The 21477-nt window shown below is 43.3% G+C and carries 19 protein-coding genes; 15 read left to right on the forward strand and 4 right to left on the reverse strand.

Going from position 1 to position 21477, the window contains the following annotated elements; all coding sequences use genetic code 11:
- Positions 1-387: 387 nt before the first annotated feature.
- Positions 388-1446, reverse strand: coding sequence for an L-asparaginase 2 (gene ansB, locus EGC80_RS03445; RefSeq protein ID WP_101033199.1), 1059 nt, complete (start codon positions 1444-1446; stop codon positions 388-390).
- Positions 1447-2570: 1124 nt separating this feature from the next.
- On the opposite strand from ansB, the gene aspA reads away from it, so the two are divergent.
- The 6 genes from aspA (at position 2571) to EGC80_RS03475 (ending at position 10527) form a co-directional block, all read left to right on the forward strand.
- Entirely contained in the window at positions 2571-4013 is a 1443-nt protein-coding gene (aspA, locus tag EGC80_RS03450) for an aspartate ammonia-lyase (protein WP_124012748.1), read from the forward strand.
- 115 nt (positions 4014-4128) lie between these two features.
- Positions 4129-5430, forward strand: a complete 1302-nt coding sequence (locus EGC80_RS03455) for an anaerobic C4-dicarboxylate transporter (protein WP_124012749.1) — start codon at positions 4129-4131, stop codon at positions 5428-5430.
- Positions 5431-5569: 139 nt separating this feature from the next.
- The gene (locus tag EGC80_RS03460) at positions 5570-6295 is read left to right on the forward strand and encodes a fumarate reductase cytochrome b subunit (protein WP_124012750.1); all 726 of its coding nucleotides are present in this window, start codon (positions 5570-5572) and stop codon (positions 6293-6295) included.
- A gap of 203 nt (positions 6296-6498) precedes the next feature.
- Positions 6499-8508 (forward strand): fumarate reductase flavoprotein subunit, encoded by a 2010-nt coding sequence (locus EGC80_RS03465; RefSeq protein ID WP_124012751.1) that lies wholly within the window; start codon positions 6499-6501, stop codon positions 8506-8508.
- Positions 8505-9230 carry a fumarate reductase iron-sulfur subunit gene (locus tag EGC80_RS03470; RefSeq protein ID WP_124012752.1) on the forward strand — a complete coding sequence of 242 codons (726 nt, stop codon included), beginning with the start codon at positions 8505-8507 and terminating at the stop codon, positions 9228-9230. The genes EGC80_RS03465 and EGC80_RS03470 overlap by 4 nt, the downstream gene beginning before the upstream one ends.
- A 244-nt stretch (positions 9231-9474) precedes the next feature.
- Entirely contained in the window at positions 9475-10527 is a 1053-nt protein-coding gene (locus EGC80_RS03475) for a porin (protein WP_124012753.1), read from the forward strand.
- 184 nt (positions 10528-10711) lie between these two features.
- On the opposite strand, the gene EGC80_RS22620 is transcribed toward EGC80_RS03475, so the two are convergent.
- The 3 genes from EGC80_RS22620 to EGC80_RS03485 form a co-directional block, all read right to left on the reverse strand.
- Positions 10712-10825 (reverse strand): nitronate monooxygenase, encoded by a 114-nt coding sequence (locus EGC80_RS22620; RefSeq protein ID WP_232772100.1) that lies wholly within the window; start codon positions 10823-10825, stop codon positions 10712-10714.
- 87 nt (positions 10826-10912) lie between these two features.
- Entirely contained in the window at positions 10913-11182 is a 270-nt protein-coding gene (locus EGC80_RS03480; RefSeq protein WP_124012754.1) for a hypothetical protein, read from the reverse strand.
- 77 nt (positions 11183-11259) lie between these two features.
- Positions 11260-11895 (reverse strand): hypothetical protein, encoded by a 636-nt coding sequence (locus EGC80_RS03485; RefSeq protein WP_101033206.1) that lies wholly within the window; start codon positions 11893-11895, stop codon positions 11260-11262.
- Between the two features lie 646 nt (positions 11896-12541).
- Between EGC80_RS03485 and EGC80_RS03490 the strand changes: the two genes are divergently transcribed.
- The 9 genes from EGC80_RS03490 (at position 12542) to envZ (ending at position 21237) form a co-directional block, all read left to right on the forward strand.
- The gene (locus EGC80_RS03490) at positions 12542-12874 is read left to right on the forward strand and encodes a hypothetical protein (RefSeq protein WP_101033207.1); all 333 of its coding nucleotides are present in this window, start codon (positions 12542-12544) and stop codon (positions 12872-12874) included.
- Between the two features lie 175 nt (positions 12875-13049).
- Complete coding sequence (gene cyoA, locus EGC80_RS03495; RefSeq protein WP_124012755.1) at positions 13050-14081, forward strand: ubiquinol oxidase subunit II; 1032 nt, start codon at positions 13050-13052, stop codon at positions 14079-14081.
- Between the two features lie 2 nt (positions 14082-14083).
- Entirely contained in the window at positions 14084-16063 is a 1980-nt protein-coding gene (cyoB, locus tag EGC80_RS03500) for a cytochrome o ubiquinol oxidase subunit I (protein ID WP_101033209.1), read from the forward strand.
- A 2-nt stretch (positions 16064-16065) separates the two neighbouring features.
- Entirely contained in the window at positions 16066-16689 is a 624-nt protein-coding gene (gene cyoC / locus EGC80_RS03505; RefSeq protein WP_101033210.1) for a cytochrome o ubiquinol oxidase subunit III, read from the forward strand.
- A complete protein-coding gene (gene cyoD, locus EGC80_RS03510) occupies positions 16689-17018 on the forward strand; it encodes a cytochrome o ubiquinol oxidase subunit IV (RefSeq protein ID WP_206191842.1) in 330 nt (109 codons plus the stop codon). The genes cyoC and cyoD overlap by 1 nt, the downstream gene beginning before the upstream one ends.
- 65 nt (positions 17019-17083) lie before the next feature.
- Positions 17084-18016: a heme o synthase gene (gene cyoE / locus EGC80_RS03515; protein ID WP_372491447.1), complete on the forward strand. Its 933-nt coding sequence runs from the start codon at positions 17084-17086 to the stop codon at positions 18014-18016.
- 233 nt (positions 18017-18249) lie between these two features.
- Positions 18250-19050 carry a hypothetical protein gene (locus tag EGC80_RS03520; protein ID WP_124012757.1) on the forward strand — a complete coding sequence of 267 codons (801 nt, stop codon included), beginning with the start codon at positions 18250-18252 and terminating at the stop codon, positions 19048-19050.
- Between the two features lie 117 nt (positions 19051-19167).
- Entirely contained in the window at positions 19168-19893 is a 726-nt protein-coding gene (ompR, locus tag EGC80_RS03525; RefSeq protein WP_101033213.1) for an osmolarity response regulator transcription factor OmpR, read from the forward strand.
- 9 nt (positions 19894-19902) lie between these two features.
- Positions 19903-21237, forward strand: a complete 1335-nt coding sequence (envZ, locus tag EGC80_RS03530; protein WP_101034768.1) for a two-component system sensor histidine kinase EnvZ — start codon at positions 19903-19905, stop codon at positions 21235-21237.
- Positions 21238-21477 lie beyond the last annotated feature (240 nt).

Here is a 21477-nt window from a genome sequence, read left to right on the forward strand (position 1 = left end):
CAATAAAAGCGCACGTTAATCGTTATTAACGTGCGCTTTTATGTGTGGCAGCGCTTAACCTAAATTAATGATATATATGCAATACAATTCGATTACATTATCAAGTACAAGCCAAAATCAATATGGTTTTAGACAGCAATATGATTTTAGACAGCAATGAGCCAGAACATGTTCTCTAACCCAAAGCGTTTAGATAGTACAGATCTTTGCCGGTATCCACTCTAGAATGCCCCAAGATAAACTAAACTGCACGGATGTTCTTTGTTCGGCGCCACGACTGTGATGTTGATAAAAATCAAAATGTAGCACATAAAAAAGCCAGTCGGAGTGGCCGCTGGCTTGATAACATAGTCGATGAAATTTAGTGCTAATCACATAAATTAGCGCCTAAAACGTCTGGAACCAACGCTGAATTTGTTGAGGATCTTTGCTTTGGGTTAAAGATAGCATCAACAGAATACGGGCTTTTTGTGGATTAAGATTGCCTGCAGCGATAAAGCCATATTTGTCATCATCTATCTCGGCATCAAGAGTCGTAGCACCCGTTGGTACGCGGCTAGAGCGAACAACTAAAATCCCTTTTTTACTCGCCTGAGCTAACGTGTCGAATATAGAGTGGTACATGTTACCGTTACCCACACCAGCACTCACTATGCCATCAAATCCCGCTTCAACCATAACTTTGGCGGGTAAATCACTGGCATTAGCGTAGTTATAAACGATGCCTACCTTTGGTAGCTTGTCGAGTTTACTGATATCAAAAGGCGTTTGAGTCGTATGTTTACGCTCAGTGTTGCCCATGTATTCAACCTTACTGTTATGAAGGACGCCAAGTGGACCAAAATTAGGCGCGGCAAAGGTGTGCACTCCGGTAGTATTAGTCTTAGTCACATCGCGGGCGTTAAGTACGGTATCGTTCATTACGACTAAAACACCTCGGCCTTTAGATTCAGGGTTAGCAGCGATGGCAACCGCGTTATAAAGATTCATCGGACCATCGGCACTCATCGCGGTTGATGGACGCATTGCACCAACGAGTACGACAGGCTTATCGCTCTTAACAGTTAGATTCAAAAAATAGGCGGTTTCTTCTAAGGTGTCGGTACCGTGGGTAATGACGATGCCGTCGACACTTTTATCGGCCAGTAAAATATTAATCCGCTTGGCTAAAGCTAGCCAAACTTTATCGTTCATGTCCTGTGAACCGATTTTAACCAGTTGCTCACCTTGGATATCGGCAAGTTGTTTCATCTCTGGCACAGCCGCAATTAAACTATTAACCCCCACCTCTCCAGACTGATAAGTAGACTCAGTGGCCGACTGGCCCACCCCAGCAATAGTCCCACCAGTGGCAATAATGTGTACCTGTGGAAGTGCCTGCGCCGCAGAGGAGATAAATAACCCCAAGGTGACTGAAAGCAAGAGCTTACGCATAGAAAATTTCATCTTTGTATCCTTTTATTCATTATAAACGCCCCACAGTTTGCACTATTATTTAAGTATCACTGTGACAGTTCTCACTAAAATAGAATAACAATATTGGAGCAAAAAATTTAATTTATTAATAATTAAATACAAATTAACTTATCTGTTCTTTACTAAAAATTACTAATAACATTCAATATTAACGCTAAGGTAACATAGTAGGATGATTAACCTTATAATACCAATTTAATTAATATTTTCTTTATTAAAAAAATCTAATAGACCGGCATTAAATAACAACATCCGAGTAACACCGTTGATTGGTTAATACTAAAAAATATATATTGATGAATCTATTATTTATTAAACAAACCTAATAGACCTTCATTAAATAACAACATATCAGTAACACCGCTGATTGGTTAATACAAATAAAATATATACTTGTTCATCTATCCTTTATTAAGCAAGCCTAATAAGTTTTTATTAAACAACAACATTCGAGTAACACCGCTGATTATTTATTACTAAAAAATATATTTCGATTAACCTATTATTTATTAAGCAAACCTGATAGGTCAGCATTAAATAACAACGTTTGATAGATTAACACTAAAATATATATATATTGATTAATCTATCCTTTATTATGCAAACCTAATAGACTTGCATTAAATATCAACATTTGAATAACACGATCTATTTATTAAACCTCAAATACATCTTGATTAACCTACTCTTTATTAAAAATATCTAATGGATTAAAATAAAATTCGTTAATTAATAAAGTGTAACTTTATACGGCTATTTATTTAATAAAACTTTGGATAACTATTTCACAAGTTAATAAATAAAATAACAAAATATTATCTAATTTATATCAAGACGTAATAGCTCACACAAACTTATCTAGTTGAGATATTTATCTAACAACTAAAAAAAACCTTCCATTTCTGGCGTTTAAGTGATCTTCATCGATATTGAGCTACCTCTAAAAGAGTAATCTTCAATTCAATAGTTAAGGAGACGATTCTCCTTTATGTTTTCGAAGAGTAATTTTCATGTGTAACTTAAATTTATATACACATCCCCAACTCTAAGGTCGAAAATATATCTTACTATTAACTAGATTTAATAGGACCGAAATGAAAGATACTAATAACGTACGGATCGAAGAAGACTTATTGGGTAATAAAGAAGTTTCCAATGAATTCTATTACGGAATACACACATTACGTGCCATCGAAAACTTTAAACTAAGTAATCAAAAAATTTCCGATGTCCCTGAATTAGTTCGAGGCATGATGCTGACAAAAAAAGCGGCTGCCATGGCTAATAGCGAATTGGGTGTCGTTAACCCCGAAATCGCCGATAAGATTATTGAAGCCTGCGATCTGATCCTCACAACAGGGCGATTCGTCGATCAATTCCCAGTCGATGTTTATCAGGGTGGCGCTGGAACTTCGGTGAACATGAATACCAATGAGGTATTAGCCAACGTAGCATTAGAACTCATGGGGCTAGAAAAAGGCCGTTATGATGTCATCAATCCTAATGACCATGTTAATAAGTGCCAATCCACTAATGATGCTTATCCAACGGGTTTTAGAATTGCAGTGATCAACAGCACTGATACCCTACTAGACGCATTAACCGATCTCATCAGTGCTTTTGATACTAAAACCAAAGAATTTGAGACCGTCTTAAAAATGGGCCGCACTCAGTTACAAGACGCAGTGCCTATGACATTAGGCCAAGAGTTTCATGCCTTTGCTGTCACGCTGCGAGAAGAGATTAAATCCATCAAGCGTTGCCAAGAATTATTACTCGAAGTGAATTTAGGCGCAACGGCCATTGGTACGGGTCTTAATACCCCAGAAGGTTACTCCTCACTGGCCATTAAACGTCTGGCGGAAATAACTGGACGCAACTATGTGCCAGCGGAAGATTTGATTGAAGCGACATCGGATTGTGGCGCCTACGTCATGCTACACAGTGCTATTAAGCGTATGGCTATTAAAATGTCCAAAATCTGTAATGATTTGCGCTTGCTTTCGTCGGGTCCACGTACCGGTCTCAAAGAGATCAATTTACCTGAGTTGCAAGCGGGTTCATCTATCATGCCCGCCAAGGTCAACCCTGTAATCCCAGAGGTCGTTAATCAGGTCGCCTTTAAGGTTGTCGGTAACGATATCACTATTACTATGGCCGCCGAAGCGGGCCAATTACAACTTAACGTAATGGAACCTGTCATTGGTCAGGCGATGTTTGAGTCACTCAGTCTTATGGGGAATGCCTGTGTCACGCTGCGCGAGAAGTGTGTTGAAGGGATCACTGCCAACCCAGAAATCTGTATGAACCATGTGATGAACTCCATCGGTATCGTGACTTACCTTAACCCAATTATCGGCCACCATGAAGGTGACATTATCGGCAAAATTTGCGCCCAAACGGGTAAAAATGTTCGCGAAGTGGTGTTAGAGCGCGGTTTATTAACCGTTGAAGAACTAGATGAAATTCTCTCGGTTGAAAATCTGATGCATCCTAAGTTTCAGGCTAAACGAAATACGAGCAAAACCAAAGTGTAACTCAGTGGGGCTGGGGGATCCTCCTCAGCCCAAACTCGATTATTCAACAATAAGCCTGTGTATAACTGACACTTAGAGATACATTGGCAATTAACAACAAAACAGAGTTAACGCTATGATTATATTAGAAATAATTATTGTACTTGGGTCGATTTACCTAGGTGCAAGAATGGGTAGCATGGGGATCGGCTTTGCTGGCGGTCTCGGGGTACTGATACTGACAATGGGACTTGGACTGACACCGGGGACTATACCGATTGATGTGATCCTAATCATTATGTCGGTAATCACCGCCATTGCAGCCATGCAAGAATCGGGTGGGATGGACTATCTCGTCTCACTAGCAGAGAAGTTATTACGTAAACATCCAAAACAAATCACCTTTCTGGCACCTGTCGTCACTTACTTTATGACACTCTTTGCGGGAACGGGTCACACAGCATTTTCAACCTTACCTGTTATTGCCGAAGTGGCAAAAGAGCAAGGTATACGTCCATCTCGCCCTCTCTCTATTGCAGTTGTAGCATCTCAAGTCGCCATTACCGCCTCACCTATTTCGGCGGCAGTTGTGTTCTTCTCGGGCATCCTAGAACCCTTTGGAGTGGATTATTTAGTACTCCTAGCCATATGTATCCCTTCAACTTTTATCGCCTGTATGGTCGGGGCCGTCATAGCCAATGTAATGGGTAAACCACTCGCGGAAGATCCTGTCTACCAAGATCGTTTGGCCAAAGGATTAATCAAAAAACGCGGTAAAACCCAAATTAATATTAAAGACGGTGCTAAACGTTCAGTAGTGATTTTTTTGACAGCGATTGCGACCGTGATGATTTATGCCACTGCAATTTCGGAAAAAGTGGGATTAATTGTTGATCCTGTTTTGCCTCGCAACTCAGCCATCATGGTGATAATGCTAACTGCAGCTGCAGCTATTACGATTATTTGTAAATTAGACGCAAGCAAAATATCGAATGCTGCCACCTTTAAATCAGGTATGTCTGCCTGTGTCTGTGTGTTGGGCGTTGCGTGGTTAGGCGATACTTTTGTTTCTAATCATATTGATGAAATCAAAGGTTTTGCCGGTACTTTATTGCAAAATCAGCCTTGGTTATTGTCGGTAACCCTATTCTTCGCTTCTATGCTGCTCTATTCACAAGGGGCCACAACTAAAGCGCTGATGCCTGCAGCCTTAGCTATTGGTGTAAGTCCTTTGACTGCTATTGCCTCTTTCGCTGCGGTAAGTGCGTTGTTTGTATTACCTACCTATCCAACACTACTGGCTGCTGTCGAGATGGATGACACCGGTTCGACTCGAATTGGTAAAGCTGTATTTAACCACCCATTCCTGATCCCAGGAGTGGTGACCATTGCTACCAGTGTCGCGTTAGCTTTCTTGTTTGGCGGCATGGTTTTATAGCTCAATTTAAAGCAAAATAATTGACGGGCTAATGCCAACAACTGGATTAACCCGCTTATTTTAATCTGTATCTATAGACTTTGTTTTGGCGTAATGCTTGCGCAATTACATCATGACAAACCTTTTAAGTGGTGAATTAATGTCAACAAAAACGCGTGTTCCAACCGCCATAAATGGCGGACCATTTGGGCAAGCTTGGTCGGCGAGAGCCGACGGTTTACAAAGTTTGGCCGGTATTTTACTGGGCGCTTTCTTATTAGTGCATATGCATTTTGAGGCAAGCATTTTATTAGGCAAAGAAACCTTCTTTCATGTCGTGCAGTTACTGGAAGGTAGCATGTTTAGTTCTACGGGGCATGGCTTCCAGATAGTGACACAAATCTTTTCGGTCTTTATTTTAGTGTTAGTTGTCGTTCACGCAGCACTGGCATTACGTCGTTTTCCGGTGCAAATAGGTCAATGGCGGGCACTGCGTGGCTTTATGTCCAATATAAAACATAAAGATACTCGAGCATGGTACTGGCAGATGATCACTGGGTTCGTGTTATTTTTCTTAGTATCCGCGCACCTTGGGACTATGATTTTGAATCCTGAAATTGGTCCACACCTCTCGGCCGAACGAGTCTATGATGGCCACGCTTGGCTCTTATATATCGTCTTCCTTCCGGTCGTATTAGTACATGGCATCATTGGGTTATACCGCGTGATATTAAAATGGGGAATAAGCAGTAACCGTCCCCTCATCCGCAAAATAGCTCAGATTTTGATCATCTATTTACTCTGTTTAGGCTCATTAAGTCTAATTACTTACATCTCTATTGGCAGTGAATTATTACATCCAGTACAGCCATTTATGCCTAAGTAATAGACATGCTAAGGGTGACGCTAAGTGTGATTGCATGGCAACAAACAGCCATAACAAATAACGATATGGGCGCACCCATTCCTTTTCGCAAGGCGAAACTAACACACAGATCATCCTCTAACGGTAGGTGCATCACATCTATCGTAGGGGAGTGCAATGATAAATCCATACATATTATCTAAATTATTAGATAAGGAGCTGATTTGAAACTTATTTATACAGACTCATTAGTTATTGGTGCAGGACTAGCGGGCCTTAGAGTCGCAATTGCCACCAAAGAGCAAGGCCTAGATACACTGGTATTATCGCTCATTCCCGCAAAGCGTTCACATTCAGCGGCAGCTCAAGGCGGAATGCAAGCGAGCCTTGGCAACACAGTTAAAGGTATGGGTGACAACGAAGACATACACTTTCAGGACACGGTAAAAGGTTCTGACTGGAGCTGTGACCAGGATGTGGCACGTATGTTTGCCCACTGCGCACCCAAAGCTATACGTGAAATGACTAACTGGGGAGTGCCTTGGTCTAGAGTTTCTGCTGGTCCGCGCGATGTGATCATGAACGCGAAAAAGGTGACCCTACATGAAGCCAAGGAGGCCCATGGCCTCATCAATGCCCGTGATTTTGGCGGCACCGAAAAATGGCGAACCTGTTATACCGCCGATGGTACAGGTCACTCATTACTGTATGCGGTAGATAACCAAGCGATATCTATGGGTATTCCGGTACACGAACGGATTGAAGCCCTGTCATTGATCCATGACGGTAAGCGTTGCCAAGGAGTAATAGCACGTTGTTTAGTGACGGGTGAGCTGCGCGCCTATGTGGCCAAATCAACCACGATTGCCACTGGCGGTTACGGCAAAATTTATGAAATTTCAACCAATGCCACCATTTGCGAAGGTATCGGTCAAGCGTTAGCACTCGACACAGGTGTCGCGACCTTAGGCAATATGGAAGCGGTACAGTTTCATCCCACGGCAATCGTCCCCGCGGGGATCCTTACCACTGAAGGTTGTCGTGGTGACGGCGGCATATTACGCGATAAAGACGGTCATCGCTTTATGCCAGACTACGAGCCTGAAAAAAAAGAACTCGCCTCCCGAGATGTGGTATCACGCCGCATGACGGAACATATGCGCAAAGGTAAGGGTGACGACAGTCCTTACGGTCCACACCTCTGGCTAGATATTACCATTCTAGGGCGTGAGCATATTGAAACCAATTTGCGCGAAGTAAAAGAAATTTGTGAATATTTTCTCGGAATTGATCCCTGTAAAGAGTGGATCCCTGTTAGACCAACCCAGCATTATTCCATGGGCGGAGTCCGTACCAATGCCACAGGTGAAAGCCCACAACTTAAGGGACTATTCAGTGTCGGAGAAGCCGCATGTTGGGATATGCATGGTTTCAATCGTTTAGGTGGTAATTCTGTTGCAGAAACCGTAGTGGGTGGCATGATCATCGGCCAATATGTAGCGGATTTTTGTCAACAAAATTCCTTAGAAATTGATACTGCTCTCACCCAACAATTTATCGATAAATTACAAAACGAGATCGATAATTTAGTCGATGGTAACGGCACAGAGAATCCCTTCCAATTAAAGAAAGAAATGCAGCGGGTCATGATGGACTATGTCGGTATTTTCCGAAATGGTCCCGAGCTAGAAAAGGCCATCAAAGAGCTTAAAGCATTACTTGTTCGCACAAAAAATCTTGGCCTTAAGTGTAAAAAACGTCATTCAAATCCCGAATTGGTTGAAGCTCTGCGCGTCACCAGAATGTTGCGAGTAGCCTTAACGGTCGCCTGTGGAGCCGCAGCCCGCACAGAAAGCCGAGGAGCCCATTCGAGGGAAGATTACCCACAACGTAATGATAAAGATTGGCTCAACCGAACACTGGCCACTTGGCCAGATGCCGAGTCACTGGAACCCGTATTGCATTACGAAAACCTAGATGTGATGAAAATGGAGTTACCACCGGGATACCGTGGTTACGGCAACGATAACACTATCGCCCATCCGGATACTGAAAAACGGAACCAAGAGATAAGCAAGGTAATCGCAGAGCTAGGCGGCAACCCAGATAGAGAGACGCTGCAACAAGCCCTGATGCCATATACGCTACCTAGCCATCTACAGCCATCCAATGAGCGTCTTAGCGATACTTTAGCGGTCACGCCATCTCAACCAGTAGGAAATAAACCATTATGAGCCGTCAAATCAGCTTTAATATCTTCCGTTTCGATCCGCAAGATGACCAAGACAAGCCAAAGATGGAACGTTATCAGTTGACAGAAACAGATGGTATGACAGTGTTTATCGCATTGAATCAACTGCGCGAACAACAAGATAGCTCGTTACAGTTCGACTTTGTCTGCCGAGCGGGTATTTGTGGTAGTTGCGCCATGGTGATTAATGGCTTGCCAACGCTTGCCTGTCGAACCTTAACGGCGAATTATCCTGACGGTGAAATCACCTTAATGCCCCTGCCCGGCTTCGAACTGATTGGCGACTTGTCCGTAAACACGGGTAAATTTATGCGTGAATTAGCCGAAAGATTAAAGCTATGGCTGCATCCTAAATCCGATGACCAAGACATGCACCGCCTTGAAAATCCAATGGCGCCCGAAGAAGCTGCGCGGATTTATGAGCTGGAGCGCTGTGTCGAATGTGGTGTCTGCGTCTCCGCATGTGCCACAAAACAAATGCGTGAAACCTTTGTAGGCGCGGTAGGTCTGATGAAAATTGCCCGTTTCGAAATGGATAGCAGAGACAACCGCAGCGCGGATGATTTCTACCATGTTATAGGAAATCAAGATGGCGTATTCGGTTGTATGACACTGTTAGGCTGCCAAGATAACTGCCCTAAAGATCTACCTCATATGAAGCAAATTGCCTATTTACGCCGAAAAATGGCCTCGACAATACTCTAACCTTAAGCCCCCTTTAATCAATATCCCGTTGTGGTTTGGCTGGATTGATAAGGGTGACACAACGCCAAAATTGCTGACAGGCCTCCCCATCTGCCAGCAGCCGACATGAGGGGCCTTGGCATTTTAGCTAGGCTCCCCTACTCAAGCACTATCACAAGTGCACATCCTTACTACTTGCAGTGCTGTTGCATCGGCAATAAAACTGATTAACAGAGTGCTCGTAGTTGTTATGTAAGGAACACAAATGAAACAGTTCAAACTAACATCAGCAGTGCTGATGTTAAGCTTTGCCGCGCCGACTTTCGCAGTCCAATCCAATAACAACACAGAGACTAACGACGAGTTACGAACTGAATTACAACAAATTCAACACAGACTCGCCATGCTCGAAGCGCAAGAAAGTCAGGCATCTACTCCCTCAAATACTCAGTTTACTGTTTATGGTACTTTACGTCCCACGTTCGGTCTTACCCACACCAATTCAGACGATGTGTGGGATGTTAACGATGCCAGCTCACGGATTGGTTTTGCGACAGAGCAACAATTAGGCGACGGCCTAACGGCCTTTGCTAAAGGTGAGTTTAAGGTCGATATAAAGAATGACGGCGACTTTGGCGATGCACGAAAAGCCTATGTAGGAATAAAGGGATCTTTGGGCCGAGTTGCTATTGGTAAGCAAGCTGTCACACAGGAAATTATTTCCAACCCCGTTGATATTTTTAATCGTTCAGGCACACCCATCGCCTATGACAGTGCGGGTCCATTTAGACTGAATAATCTAGTGACCTATCGCAAACAATTCGGCGATATATTATTTTCAGCTGATGCCCAATTCGATGGTAACAAAGGCAGTGGCGGAAGTGATTTTGTCAACGCCGGTGTCCGTTACAAAAGCGACCTAATCTATATTGCCGCGGCGTTTTACAACAAGGAATTAGAAGACGATAAAGATGAAAACACGCTAGGTGTAACCATCGCAAAAAGCTTCGAATCTCTTTACCTAGCGGCAGCTTATCAAAACATAGAAAAAGACAACGTCGATGGTTCAACGCTGGATGTAGTCGCAAGCTACTTCATCAATGAAACCTATAAAATTAAACTGGGAGTGTCGAAATTCGATGATGGTGGCAACGATATCAGCTCTGGGAACTATAATGCATATAACACGACACTCGAATGGCATAAAACACCGAAATTTAGAACCTTTATCGAGTATCAAGTAAAAGATTATGAATACCGTGAAACCAATGACCAGATAATGGTCGGTATGCGCTACAACTTCGATTACACGTTTTAAGCAGCGCTAAACCAACAACAATTAATGTCATTACACACTCATGCCTGAATCATTGTTGTTGGTTTATCTCTTGAACAAATAAAATACCGACCGTTATCGGTACAGTAATCAGTCCTTTAAACGTACGCTGATTTTTTGTCTCATTGGTATATCTTGAATATAATTAAGTGTCAATAAACCCCATCTACTGAATATACTGTGCTTTTTGTAAATGGGTTGCTGTGGCGATGGTATAAATACCGGCTTGCTTTAGGGCGCTAATTTTTTCACATGATGGCAAGCCAAAATGAAAACTCATCACCGCAGGACGTTCATTAAGCTACATCTTGAACATGGCTTCATCGTCGACAAAACTGTTATCAATTTCGTCAATTTGGGTTGGCGTTTATGCACTGCACACTACAAATAAGTCAGCAAGATGATGTAACCAAGCATGTTCTTTTATTGCATCACGCTGCGCCGGTGCATGACAAAATACATTCACATTAAACGGCGCATTGGTAAGCAAGCGTGTTTCACTAATCGACTGTTGAGCTTGCGCTACTGAACTCGCACCAATCCCCAATGATCCAAGGCCGCGGCATTCGATACAGCGGCGGCCAATTGCGCCGTGGATACACCCGCCATTGGCGCTTGGATAATAGGGTAATATCAAAGCGTGCAGTGAAAGAATTAAGTCTACTCACAATAACGCCTCAAATTTTAAACATAACATTAAGCCTAAGGTAAGTATTACTGCTCTGTTTGATCCATAGATTTGGGGTTCGGGATTAAACCAATGAACCTCGCTAAACTTAGAAGCGTCATAAAAAGCCCAATCATTGCCTGGCCAATAACAAGAGTGTAAGCCAGTACGCCAAGAGGAGTGACGTTATAAAACCCAAAACTAGTCATAACAACAAAGCTAGTATATATCGCCCCTAAAATGCTTTCTTGAGATCCTGCAACGGTAAAACCAAACATATCCTGAAAAAATATGTATTGAGCTGCAAACCAGAATATAATTTCAAAGTAATTCTGAATAAGAAGAATTATCATACGACGATAACCGTGTAATGCGTATGAACCTCCCGATTTGATCGCTCGATACTCGTCAAATAACAGCACATTTATTTGATAAATAACCACTTCGAACACTCGCAATAGCGCATAAATCGCGATACAAAAACTAATTATATCGTTTTTAATATATAGGACGGCTGGAACTGACGCGATTGAAAGAAACACATGAGAAAGAGCCCAAACCTCTGAGAAAAAGCCCGTTTTCGCTTTAGGAAACATCCATCGAACAAAATTAAAGAACGATATTTTGCCCAAATATCGAAATACCACTTCCCAAAAGTTAACAATAAATGAACTTTGCATCATTACCCTAACGTCCCTAATTTATAATATTTGTATAGTCCCCATGGGCATTTACTTCAATAGAACAGAAAAAACGCGCATGGCTAATCATCTGATTTAGTGAATATTATCAGATTTTTTCCCACTACACTCTAAACCTAATCACCCACAGTTCAGATAAGTATTGGCCAGAATCGCATACAGAATAAATACGCCAATATTAAGCCGCCATTCAACGCTATTATCCTTGTTGATCTGAATAGATAATGCACAGATAAACTAGCTTACTAACATCAAATAGAGCGCTTTGGTGGTGAAAGTAATCACAAAACAATACCGCTATCATCACACTAACCCGCCCAAGTTAGGTGCGGCCGGTCACACTTTTGTGGTTATTGCGACCTCAAATCATGACCGCTTGGTTAATTTTGTAAACGAATAGTGTAAACATTGTTCTAGTTAAGATTTATTTAATAATCCCACGGCTCCCCTACCGTAATTTACTTTCAATTAATAGTCCCTTGTTGTTACTCTGCAGCTAATGAAATTGCCAGTTGGATCTGTTGATTTAACTACCCACTCCTTTGAGCTCGGTTGAAAACGTTTCTTGAAACTAACCCTTTGCCAATTCCTTGTTAAACCGCTTAATCGCATCGCAAGGTTGTCCAAATTGAGTAAAACACATTTAACCTTGTGTTTCGGATTACTGTTGCTGCAACCTTTAGCTGATTCTTTTTCTCTGTCGATGGGGCACTTCATCGATATTACTGAATTTATTGCCATTGCGGATACCGTATTAGCTGAAGTCCTGGGCGTAAGTTTACTGGGCTTATTAATATTTAATCCATTGGTGATCGAGCAATTTTGGCGTTTATTTCATCTCAACTCTACATTTTGTCATCTTCTTGCACTTAGCAATGGGTTAAGTGCCTTGTCGGTTATTGTCCCAAAACCCCTTGAATATACGGCTCACGGTTGCCGCGCTCCTCCTCTATCAGCTTAAGTTTTCACTCAACATACATCATTCGCTCAATACCGCCTTAAAACGCAAGCCAAATCACTCGCTACTGATTTAGTTAAGCTTTTTGACGCCGCTATTGGCGTGTGACGATTATTCTGCAACTGCCGATCCCCCCATTGGTAGCGTAGTAAGCTTTTAAGGTTAGAGGAATCTTCCTTTGTTAATTCGACATTTAAGTAAACCAGCACTGGCAGCATTAGCTTTTATGCTAGCCGGTTGTGAAGGCGGCGTACTGGATCCCAAAGGTCAAGTAGGCATGGATGAGAAACATCTCATTATTGTGGCGACTTTACTGATGCTGATTGTGGTTATTCCGGTAATTTTCATGACGTTATATTTTGCATGGAAATACCGCGATGGCCGCGACCAAGAAATCTATGCGCCCAAATGGGCACACTCAACCACCATTGAAATCGTGGTGTGGGTCATACCGATTATTATCGTGGTCATTCTTGGTGTTATCACTTGGAATTCGACTCACGATTTAGACCCTTATAAGCCTCTCGATCATCCCGCTAAGCCGGTGACGGTTGAAGTGGTGTCACTAGACTGGAAATGGTTGTTTATCTATCCAGAATATGGCATTGCATCAGTTAATGAATTGGCCTTTCCTGCCAATGTGCCAGTTAATTTCAACATCACTTCAGACACGGCAATGAACTCATTTTTCATTCCGCAGTTGGGCAGCCAAATTTACTCAATGGCCGGTATGGCGACCAAGCTACATCTTATCGCGAATGAACCTGGCACTTTCAATGGTATTTCAGCTAACTACAGTGGTGCAGGGTTTTCTGGGATGAAGTTTAAGGCCATTGCGACGCCAACCATTGGCGATTTTGATGCCTGGGTGGCTAAGGTAAAACAGCAAGGTAGCAGCTTGAATGTTGAGCAGTACAAGCTACTGGCTAAAAAGAGCGAAAATAATCCCGTTCAATATTATGGCTCTGTGCAACATGGCATATTTAACCACATCGTTATGCAGTACATGCACCCAGATTCGAATATGAAACCAATGGACACCATGGAAGAAATGAACGACATGGAATCGATGTCGAGTAGGGATCATGCCAAGCATATGCAAGACATGGAACACATTACTGACACGGACGTTGAACATCATTCTGGACATTCATCCTCTACACACTCAACCACAGAGCATTCATCGACTGCTTCTGGGGAGGCGGAATAATTATGCCATTTTTTGGAAAATTAACACTCGAGTCAATTCCATATCACGAACCGATTATTATGGTGACCCTTGCGGCTGTCGCCATTATTGGAATCGTTATTGCGGCCTTAATCACTAAGCATCAAAAATGGGGCGTGCTTTGGCACGACTGGTTAACCTCGGTTGACCATAAGCGCCTTGGTATTATGTATATCGTGCTAGCGATGGTGATGCTGGTCCGGGGTTTCTCTGACGCACTTATGATGCGAACCCAGCAAGCACTGGCTACCAATGGCGCGGCGGGTTATTTGCCTCCTGAGCATTATGACCAAATCTTCACCGCCCATGGCGTGATCATGATTATCTTTATGGCGATGCCATTTATGATTGGTCTGATGAACTTGGTCGTGCCGTTGCAAATTGGTGCTCGCGATGTGGCGTTCCCTTTCTTAAACAACCTAAGCTTTTGGCTCACCGCATCTGGGGCGATATTAATCAATATCTCACTTGGATTAGGTGAGTTTGCCAAAACAGGTTGGGTAGCCTACCCACCCTTGTCAGAGCTGGCGTACAGTCCGGGGGTGGGGGTCGATTATTATATCTGGGCCTTGCAAATATCCGGGATAGGGACAACCTTAACCGGGGTGAACTTTATCGCCACCGTGTTAAAAATGCGTGCGCCTGGCATGAAGCTAATGCAGATGCCCATTTTTACTTGGGCCTGTACTTGGGCGAACGTGCTAATTGTTGCGTCGTTCCCAATTTTAACCGCTGTTTTAGGTTTATTAACCTTAGACCGTTATTTAGATTTCCACTTCTTTACCAATGATGGTGGCGGTAACGCCATGATGTACATCAACCTGTTTTGGGCTTGGGGTCATCCTGAAGTATACATTTTGGTATTACCGGCCTTCGGTATTTTCTCTGAAGTGCTTTCAACCTTCACCTCGAAGCGCTTATTTGGTTACACCTCAATGGTGTGGGCAACGGGTGCGATTTCTGTGCTTGGCTTTATCGTGTGGTTACACCATTTCTTTACCATGGGGTCGAGCGCTAACGTTAATGCCTTCTTTGGGGTGATGACCATGGTGATTGCGGTGCCGACGGGGGTAAAACTGTTTAACTGGTTATTTACCATTTATCGCGGCCGTTTACGCTTTACCGTCCCAGTATTGTGGTCTTTAGGCTTTATGGTGACCTTCACCATAGGCGGCATGACCGGAGTACTGTTAGCATTACCTGGCGCAGATTATGTATTGCATAACAGCTTATTTTTAATCGCTCATTTCCATAACACCATTATTGGTGGAGCGGTATTTGGTTACATGGCTGGTTTTGCCTATTGGTTTCCTAAAGCCATGGGCTTCCACCTCAATGAACGTTTAGGCAGGGCATCATTCTGGTGCTGGCAAATTGGTTTCTATGTCGCATTTATGCCGCTATATGTGCTTGGTTTTATGGGTATGACTCGTCGTATCAATCACACTGATAACCCGGCATGGAACTTGTGGATTTACTTTGCGGTAGTAGGCGCGTTTATCATCCTCGCGGGCATCATTTTACAGTTTGTACAATTGTATGTCAGCTTCCGAGACCGTGAGCAAAACTTAGATACTACTGGCGATCCATGGAATGGCCATACGCTTGAGTGGTCAACTTCTTCACCACCGCAGTTCTATAACTTTGCCCAGTTACCCCAAGTAACTGACATTGATGCATTCACCGATATGAAAGAAAAAGGTGAAGCGTATCAACGCCAGAAAACATACCAACCTATTCATATGCCCAGAAACACTGCCAGCGGTATCTTGATGGCGGCGGCCATTACCTCGGTGGGGTTTGCCGCAATTTGGCATATTTGGTGGTTAGCTATGGTTGGGTTTGCGGGTACGTTTGTGCTGTTCTTGATCCGTGCTTACAACAACGACATTGACTACTACGTGCAACCAGACCAAGTCGCGCAGATTGAAAATGCACACTTAGATAACGTAGCAAGGGGCTGATAATGAGTATTGCTATCCAAGCAGATTTACACCTGGCTCACTCTGCTGAGCATCATGTTGAACATCATGATACAAGCGGCAACACCTTATTCGGTTTTTGGATTTATCTGATGACCGACTGTATTTTGTTCGCATCCGTTTTTGCAACTTATGCTGTTTTGTACATGAACACCGATGGTGGTGTGTCCGGTAAAGATATTTTCGAATTAGATTTCGTGCTTATGGAAACCGCCGCCCTGTTGATCAGTAGTATTACTTATGGCTTTGCCATGATTTGCGCTAAACACCAAAAGAAAGTCGCCACATTAGTGTGGTTGCTGATCACCTTCGCCCTAGGGTGTGCGTTTATTGCTATGGAAGTGTCCGAATTCAGTCACCTGATTGAACACGGTAATGGCCCAGATCGCAGCGCCTTTTTATCGGCATTTTTTGCTTTAGTGGGCATGCATGGTTTGCATGTCACTGCTGGTTTAATTTGGATGCTGATCATGATGGTCGAAGTGCTAACAACAGGTTTAGGTCATCGCAGTATTACCCGCCTAAGCTGCTTAAGCTTATTTTGGCACTTTTTAGACATCGTTTGGGTGTGTGTGTTTACCGTCGTTTATTTGTTAGGAGTCTTGTGATGAGTCATGCACATTCAAGCCACACCGAAGGTGATTTTGCCGCTAGCGTTAAGTCTTATATCGTCGGCTTTGTGTTATCGGTGATTTTAACTGCTATTCCATTTTGGTCAGTGATGACCCACCACTTTAACCATGCAACCACCTTATGGATTGTGGTTGTCATGGCCATAGTGCAAATTGTGGTGCATTTAAAATACTTCCTCCATTTAGATTTTTCTAAAAAAGGTAAGCTTAATACATTTTCGTTCTTATTCACTGCGTTGATTATTGTCATGGTGGTGGGTTTATCTGTGTGGATTATCACCGCAGCTAACGAATTGATGATGTAAACAGCGCAATGTCATTAGCGCAATGTCAAAGCACTGCAACCAAAGTATGCAACCAGACAGCTATCATCAATAATCAAGGTCAATCTATGTCAGCACAATTAACCTCACGCTTGCGAGGATATGTTCAGGTTACTAAGCCTGGCATCATCATGGGCAATTTAATTTCTGTCGCCGGCGGTTTTTTACTCGCCGCTCAAGGTAGCGTTGATTGGACCTTGATGCTTGCCACTATGATAGGACTGTCATTGGTGGTGGCGTCGGGTTGCGCTATCAATAATTGTATTGATCGTGATATCGACGCCAAAATGCAGCGAACGCGCAACCGAGTCACCGTCACAGGTGAAATATCGGTGCAAGCGGTATTGAGCTTTGGCATTGGTCTGGGGATCATTGGCTTTACTATGCTAGCAATATTCACCAACAGCTTAGCGGTATTGTTTGCCGCTATCGGCTATGTGGTTTATGTCGGCGTGTACAGCCTATACATGAAGCGCAACTCGGTTTACGGCACTTTAGTGGGCAGTTTCTCCGGTGCGGTGCCACCGGTTGTCGGTTATTGTGCGGTCACCGGACAAATGGACACAGGCGCCATTATTTTGCTGCTAATGTTCAGCTTATGGCAAATGCCGCATTCATACGCGATTGCAATTTTTCGTTTTGACGACTATGCCGCAGCCAATATTCCGGTGTTACCTGTGGCTGAGGGCATGGCTAAAGCAAAATTACATATTGTGCTCTACATTGCCGTGTTTGCATTAGTGAGTGCGCTGTTACCTTTGGCCGGTTACACGGGTATCGCCTTTATGGCTGTCACTTGCGCCACGAGTTTATGGTGGTTAACTATGGCGTTAAAAGGCTATCGTCGCGACATTAATCTGCAGTCTTGGGCTAGGCAAGTGTTTGGCTTTTCCATTGTGACTATCACGGCATTAAGCGTGACCATGGCATTGGATTTTCAAGTAGTTGCTCAACCTGCACGGCTAATATTGGTGCCTTAATAAGGCAGCATTATCAAACAAGCCCATGGCCTCTTGGTCAGTGGGCTTTTTTTTATTTGATTAATCAGCATTTTTTACTACGATTGAGTACTAGAATTGAATACTGGAATTGAATACTACGATTGAGTACTAGAATTGAGAACTAGAATTGAGTACGACTCAAAAATACCGCCCGCGGTTCTAAAAATAAAACTGAACTGCACAGGCAAACATAAAGGGATCTTATGTTTATCATGTCGCGCACCAGCCAGCGCAAAACACCTTCACTTAACACCATAAAAAACTTTGTCCTGCTGTTAGCATTCGGGTGCAGTGTACTCACGGTCAACTCACTGCAGGCGACCCCATCACCTCGGCCTACAACCACAGACAGCATTTTTGGTAATTGGATAATCGATACTCCAGAACAAATAACACTATTACAGTTAAATCGCGACCACAGTTACTTATACATGGAATTTAACTTAACTAAACCGCAAAACAGCGTCGCAGAATGGGGGCAAATAGACATCCAGCCAATAGGAGTGCGCTTTATCCCAAGCTATAGCAATAATCAGCAACAAGGCCTCGTTGCTTATCAAATTAACCATCTAAAACTGCAAATAATGCTCACGCCACAACGGCAACAGTTAGCATTCACTATCGACACTAATGCCGACAGTGTTGCCGATGAACAATATCAATATCATATCTACCCGAGTCAATCCGTTTATGGCGTATGGCATGAGCTGTCAAGGTTTATGCTGAGTAGCTTAGTGCTACTCGATAATGGTTACTACGCTGTGGTGCAAATCAACTTACACCAAGACCCGCAAGCTAATCCTCATTACACACATTTACAATGGGGACGCTTTGAACGTCAACAAAACCAACTGTTCATCGAGCCTATTTTTGATAACCCTCCACAACAAAGCGTTAGCCAATTCGACACCATGACAAGCGTTTTTTATCACCTTACTCGTCAACAATTGGCGCTATCGTTTGCGGTTGAAGATGACAATGTAAATGCCCATCAACGCCGATTTAGACGATAAACCGTCATTTACAGCTATTTAGTTACAATTTCTGCCACAATCAGCTATTCAAATTCAAGCCATTACACTTCATACTGAACCATAGCTGGTATCAATTTAGTGTTAAAAGGATATTTCATGGGCCAAGAAACCTCGAAGATTCTCGTCGTCGATGACGATATGAGATTACGTTCATTATTAGAGCGTTACTTGATAGAGCAAGGCTTCCAAGTTCGTAGTGCAGCCAATGCCGAACAAATGGATAGATTACTTGAGCGCGAAAACTTTCATCTTTTAGTACTCGATCTGATGCTACCCGGTGAAGACGGTTTATCAATTTGTCGCCGTTTACGCCAGCAAGAGAACCCTATTCCGATTGTGATGCTGACCGCAAAAGGCGATGAAGTCGACCGCATTATCGGCCTCGAGCTCGGCGCAGACGATTACTTACCTAAGCCGTTTAACCCGCGCGAACTACTCGCGCGTATTAGAGCCGTAATGCGGCGTCAAATTGCCGAAGTCCCTGGTGCGCCAGCGCAGCAAGAAGAAGTGATTGCCTTTGGTGAATTTTCACTAAACCTTGCCACCCGCGAAATGTTTCATGGCGATGAGAGTATTGCCCTCACCAGTGGTGAATTTGCGGTATTAAAAGTGCTGGTTAACCATCCTCGTGAACCCTTGTCTCGTGACAAGTTAATGAACCTTGCCAGAGGTCGTGATTATTCCGCTCTTGAGCGTTCAATTGATGTTCAGGTATCACGCCTACGTCGTTTAATTGAAAAAGATGCCGCCAACCCTCGCTATATTCAAACTGTGTGGGGCCTTGGCTACGTATTTGTACCCGACGGCACCACGCGTAAGTAAGCCATGAAACTGAAGTTAAAATGGTGGCAACGCTTTTTACCCCGAAGCGCTTTTAGTCAGACGGTATTGTTGATTGGCAGCTTATTGCTGATTAATCAATTAGTGTCTTACTGGTCTGTCGCCGTTTACTTTATCAAACCCAGTTACGAGCAAATCAACCAACTGATTGCCCGCCAAATCAATATTTTATTTGTTGATGGTGTCGATGTTGGCCGTGAACACCTCACCATGGTTGATGCCTTAAATGCCAAAGTTCGTGACGATGGCATGACGGTTTACAACCTCAAACAAGCTCAAGACGCTGGACTAAATCAAGCCACTTATTATAGCTTTCTATCTGAGCAAATGTCGGTGTATTTGGGCGGCGAAGCCGAAGTGCGTTTTTCGCAGGGTGACAAACTCGATGTATGGATTAAGCCACCGCAAGCACCTTCTTTGTGGATAAAAGTGCCGCTGACCAGCATTAACGAATCTGATCTATCGCCGTTGACCTTATATTTATTAGTGATTGGCGCGCTCAGTGTCGCCGGTGGCTGGTTGTTTGCCCGCCGGCAAAACCGGCCGTTAAAAAGACTTCAAAAAGCGGCATTTGCCGTATCAAAGGGCGATTTTCCGCCGATGCTGCCGTTAAGTGGTTCAACCGAAATTGTTGAAGTAACCCATGCTTTTAACCAAATGGCCAACAGCATGAAGCAACTTGAACAAGACCGTGCCTTATTGATGGCTGGTATTTCACACGACTTGCGTACACCCTTAACTCGTATTCGGTTAGCGTCTGAAATGATGGTCGACGATGACCAGTATTTAAAAGAGGGCATCGTCACCGACATTGAAGACATGGATGCAATTATTAACCAATTTATTGCTTACATTCGTAACGACCAGGAAGGCGTGCGCGAGCCAGATCAAATTAACCGCCTAATACAAGAAATTAGCCAACAAGAATCGCACCGCGAAGAGACGATAGAATTGTCGTTAGCAGACTGTCCCGACATCGCGATGGATAGTGTGGCCATTAAACGGGTGTTGAGTAATTTAGTTGAGAATGCCTTTCGATATGGTAATGGCTGGATAAAAATAAGCTCGTACCATCAAGGTAATGCAGTCTGTTTTAGCGTTGAAGATAATGGCCCAGGCATTGATGAAACTAAAGTTGAGGCACTGTTTCAACCCTTTACCCAAGGCGATTCAGCCCGTGGCAGTGTTGGCTCTGGTTTAGGCTTAGCCATTATTAAACGCATTATTGACCGTCATCATGGCAAGGTAAAACTGTCTAACCGTCCCCAAGGTGGATTAAAAGCACAAGTATGGCTGCCGTTAATCAGCAAACGCCGATACAGCTAAACTTACATAATTCAGCTATCACGACGCTGCTATTTCAATGTCTTGATGAAGACGCAGCTATTCCAATGTCTTGATGAAGGTGTCGTGCTGAAAATGTCGCGCTGAAAATGTCGCGATCAATGTGCGTGAACTCAAAAATAAATCACAAAACAATGTAGTGACTCAATTTAAACGGTTTTACGGCTCCCTCGAAATCAATAATCATCCCACACGATAAACGGTAACATTAGTGCCATAAAA

It is taken from the genome of Shewanella psychromarinicola, from assembly GCF_003855155.1.
In the GTDB taxonomy this organism is placed as follows: domain Bacteria; phylum Pseudomonadota; class Gammaproteobacteria; order Enterobacterales; family Shewanellaceae; genus Shewanella; species Shewanella psychromarinicola.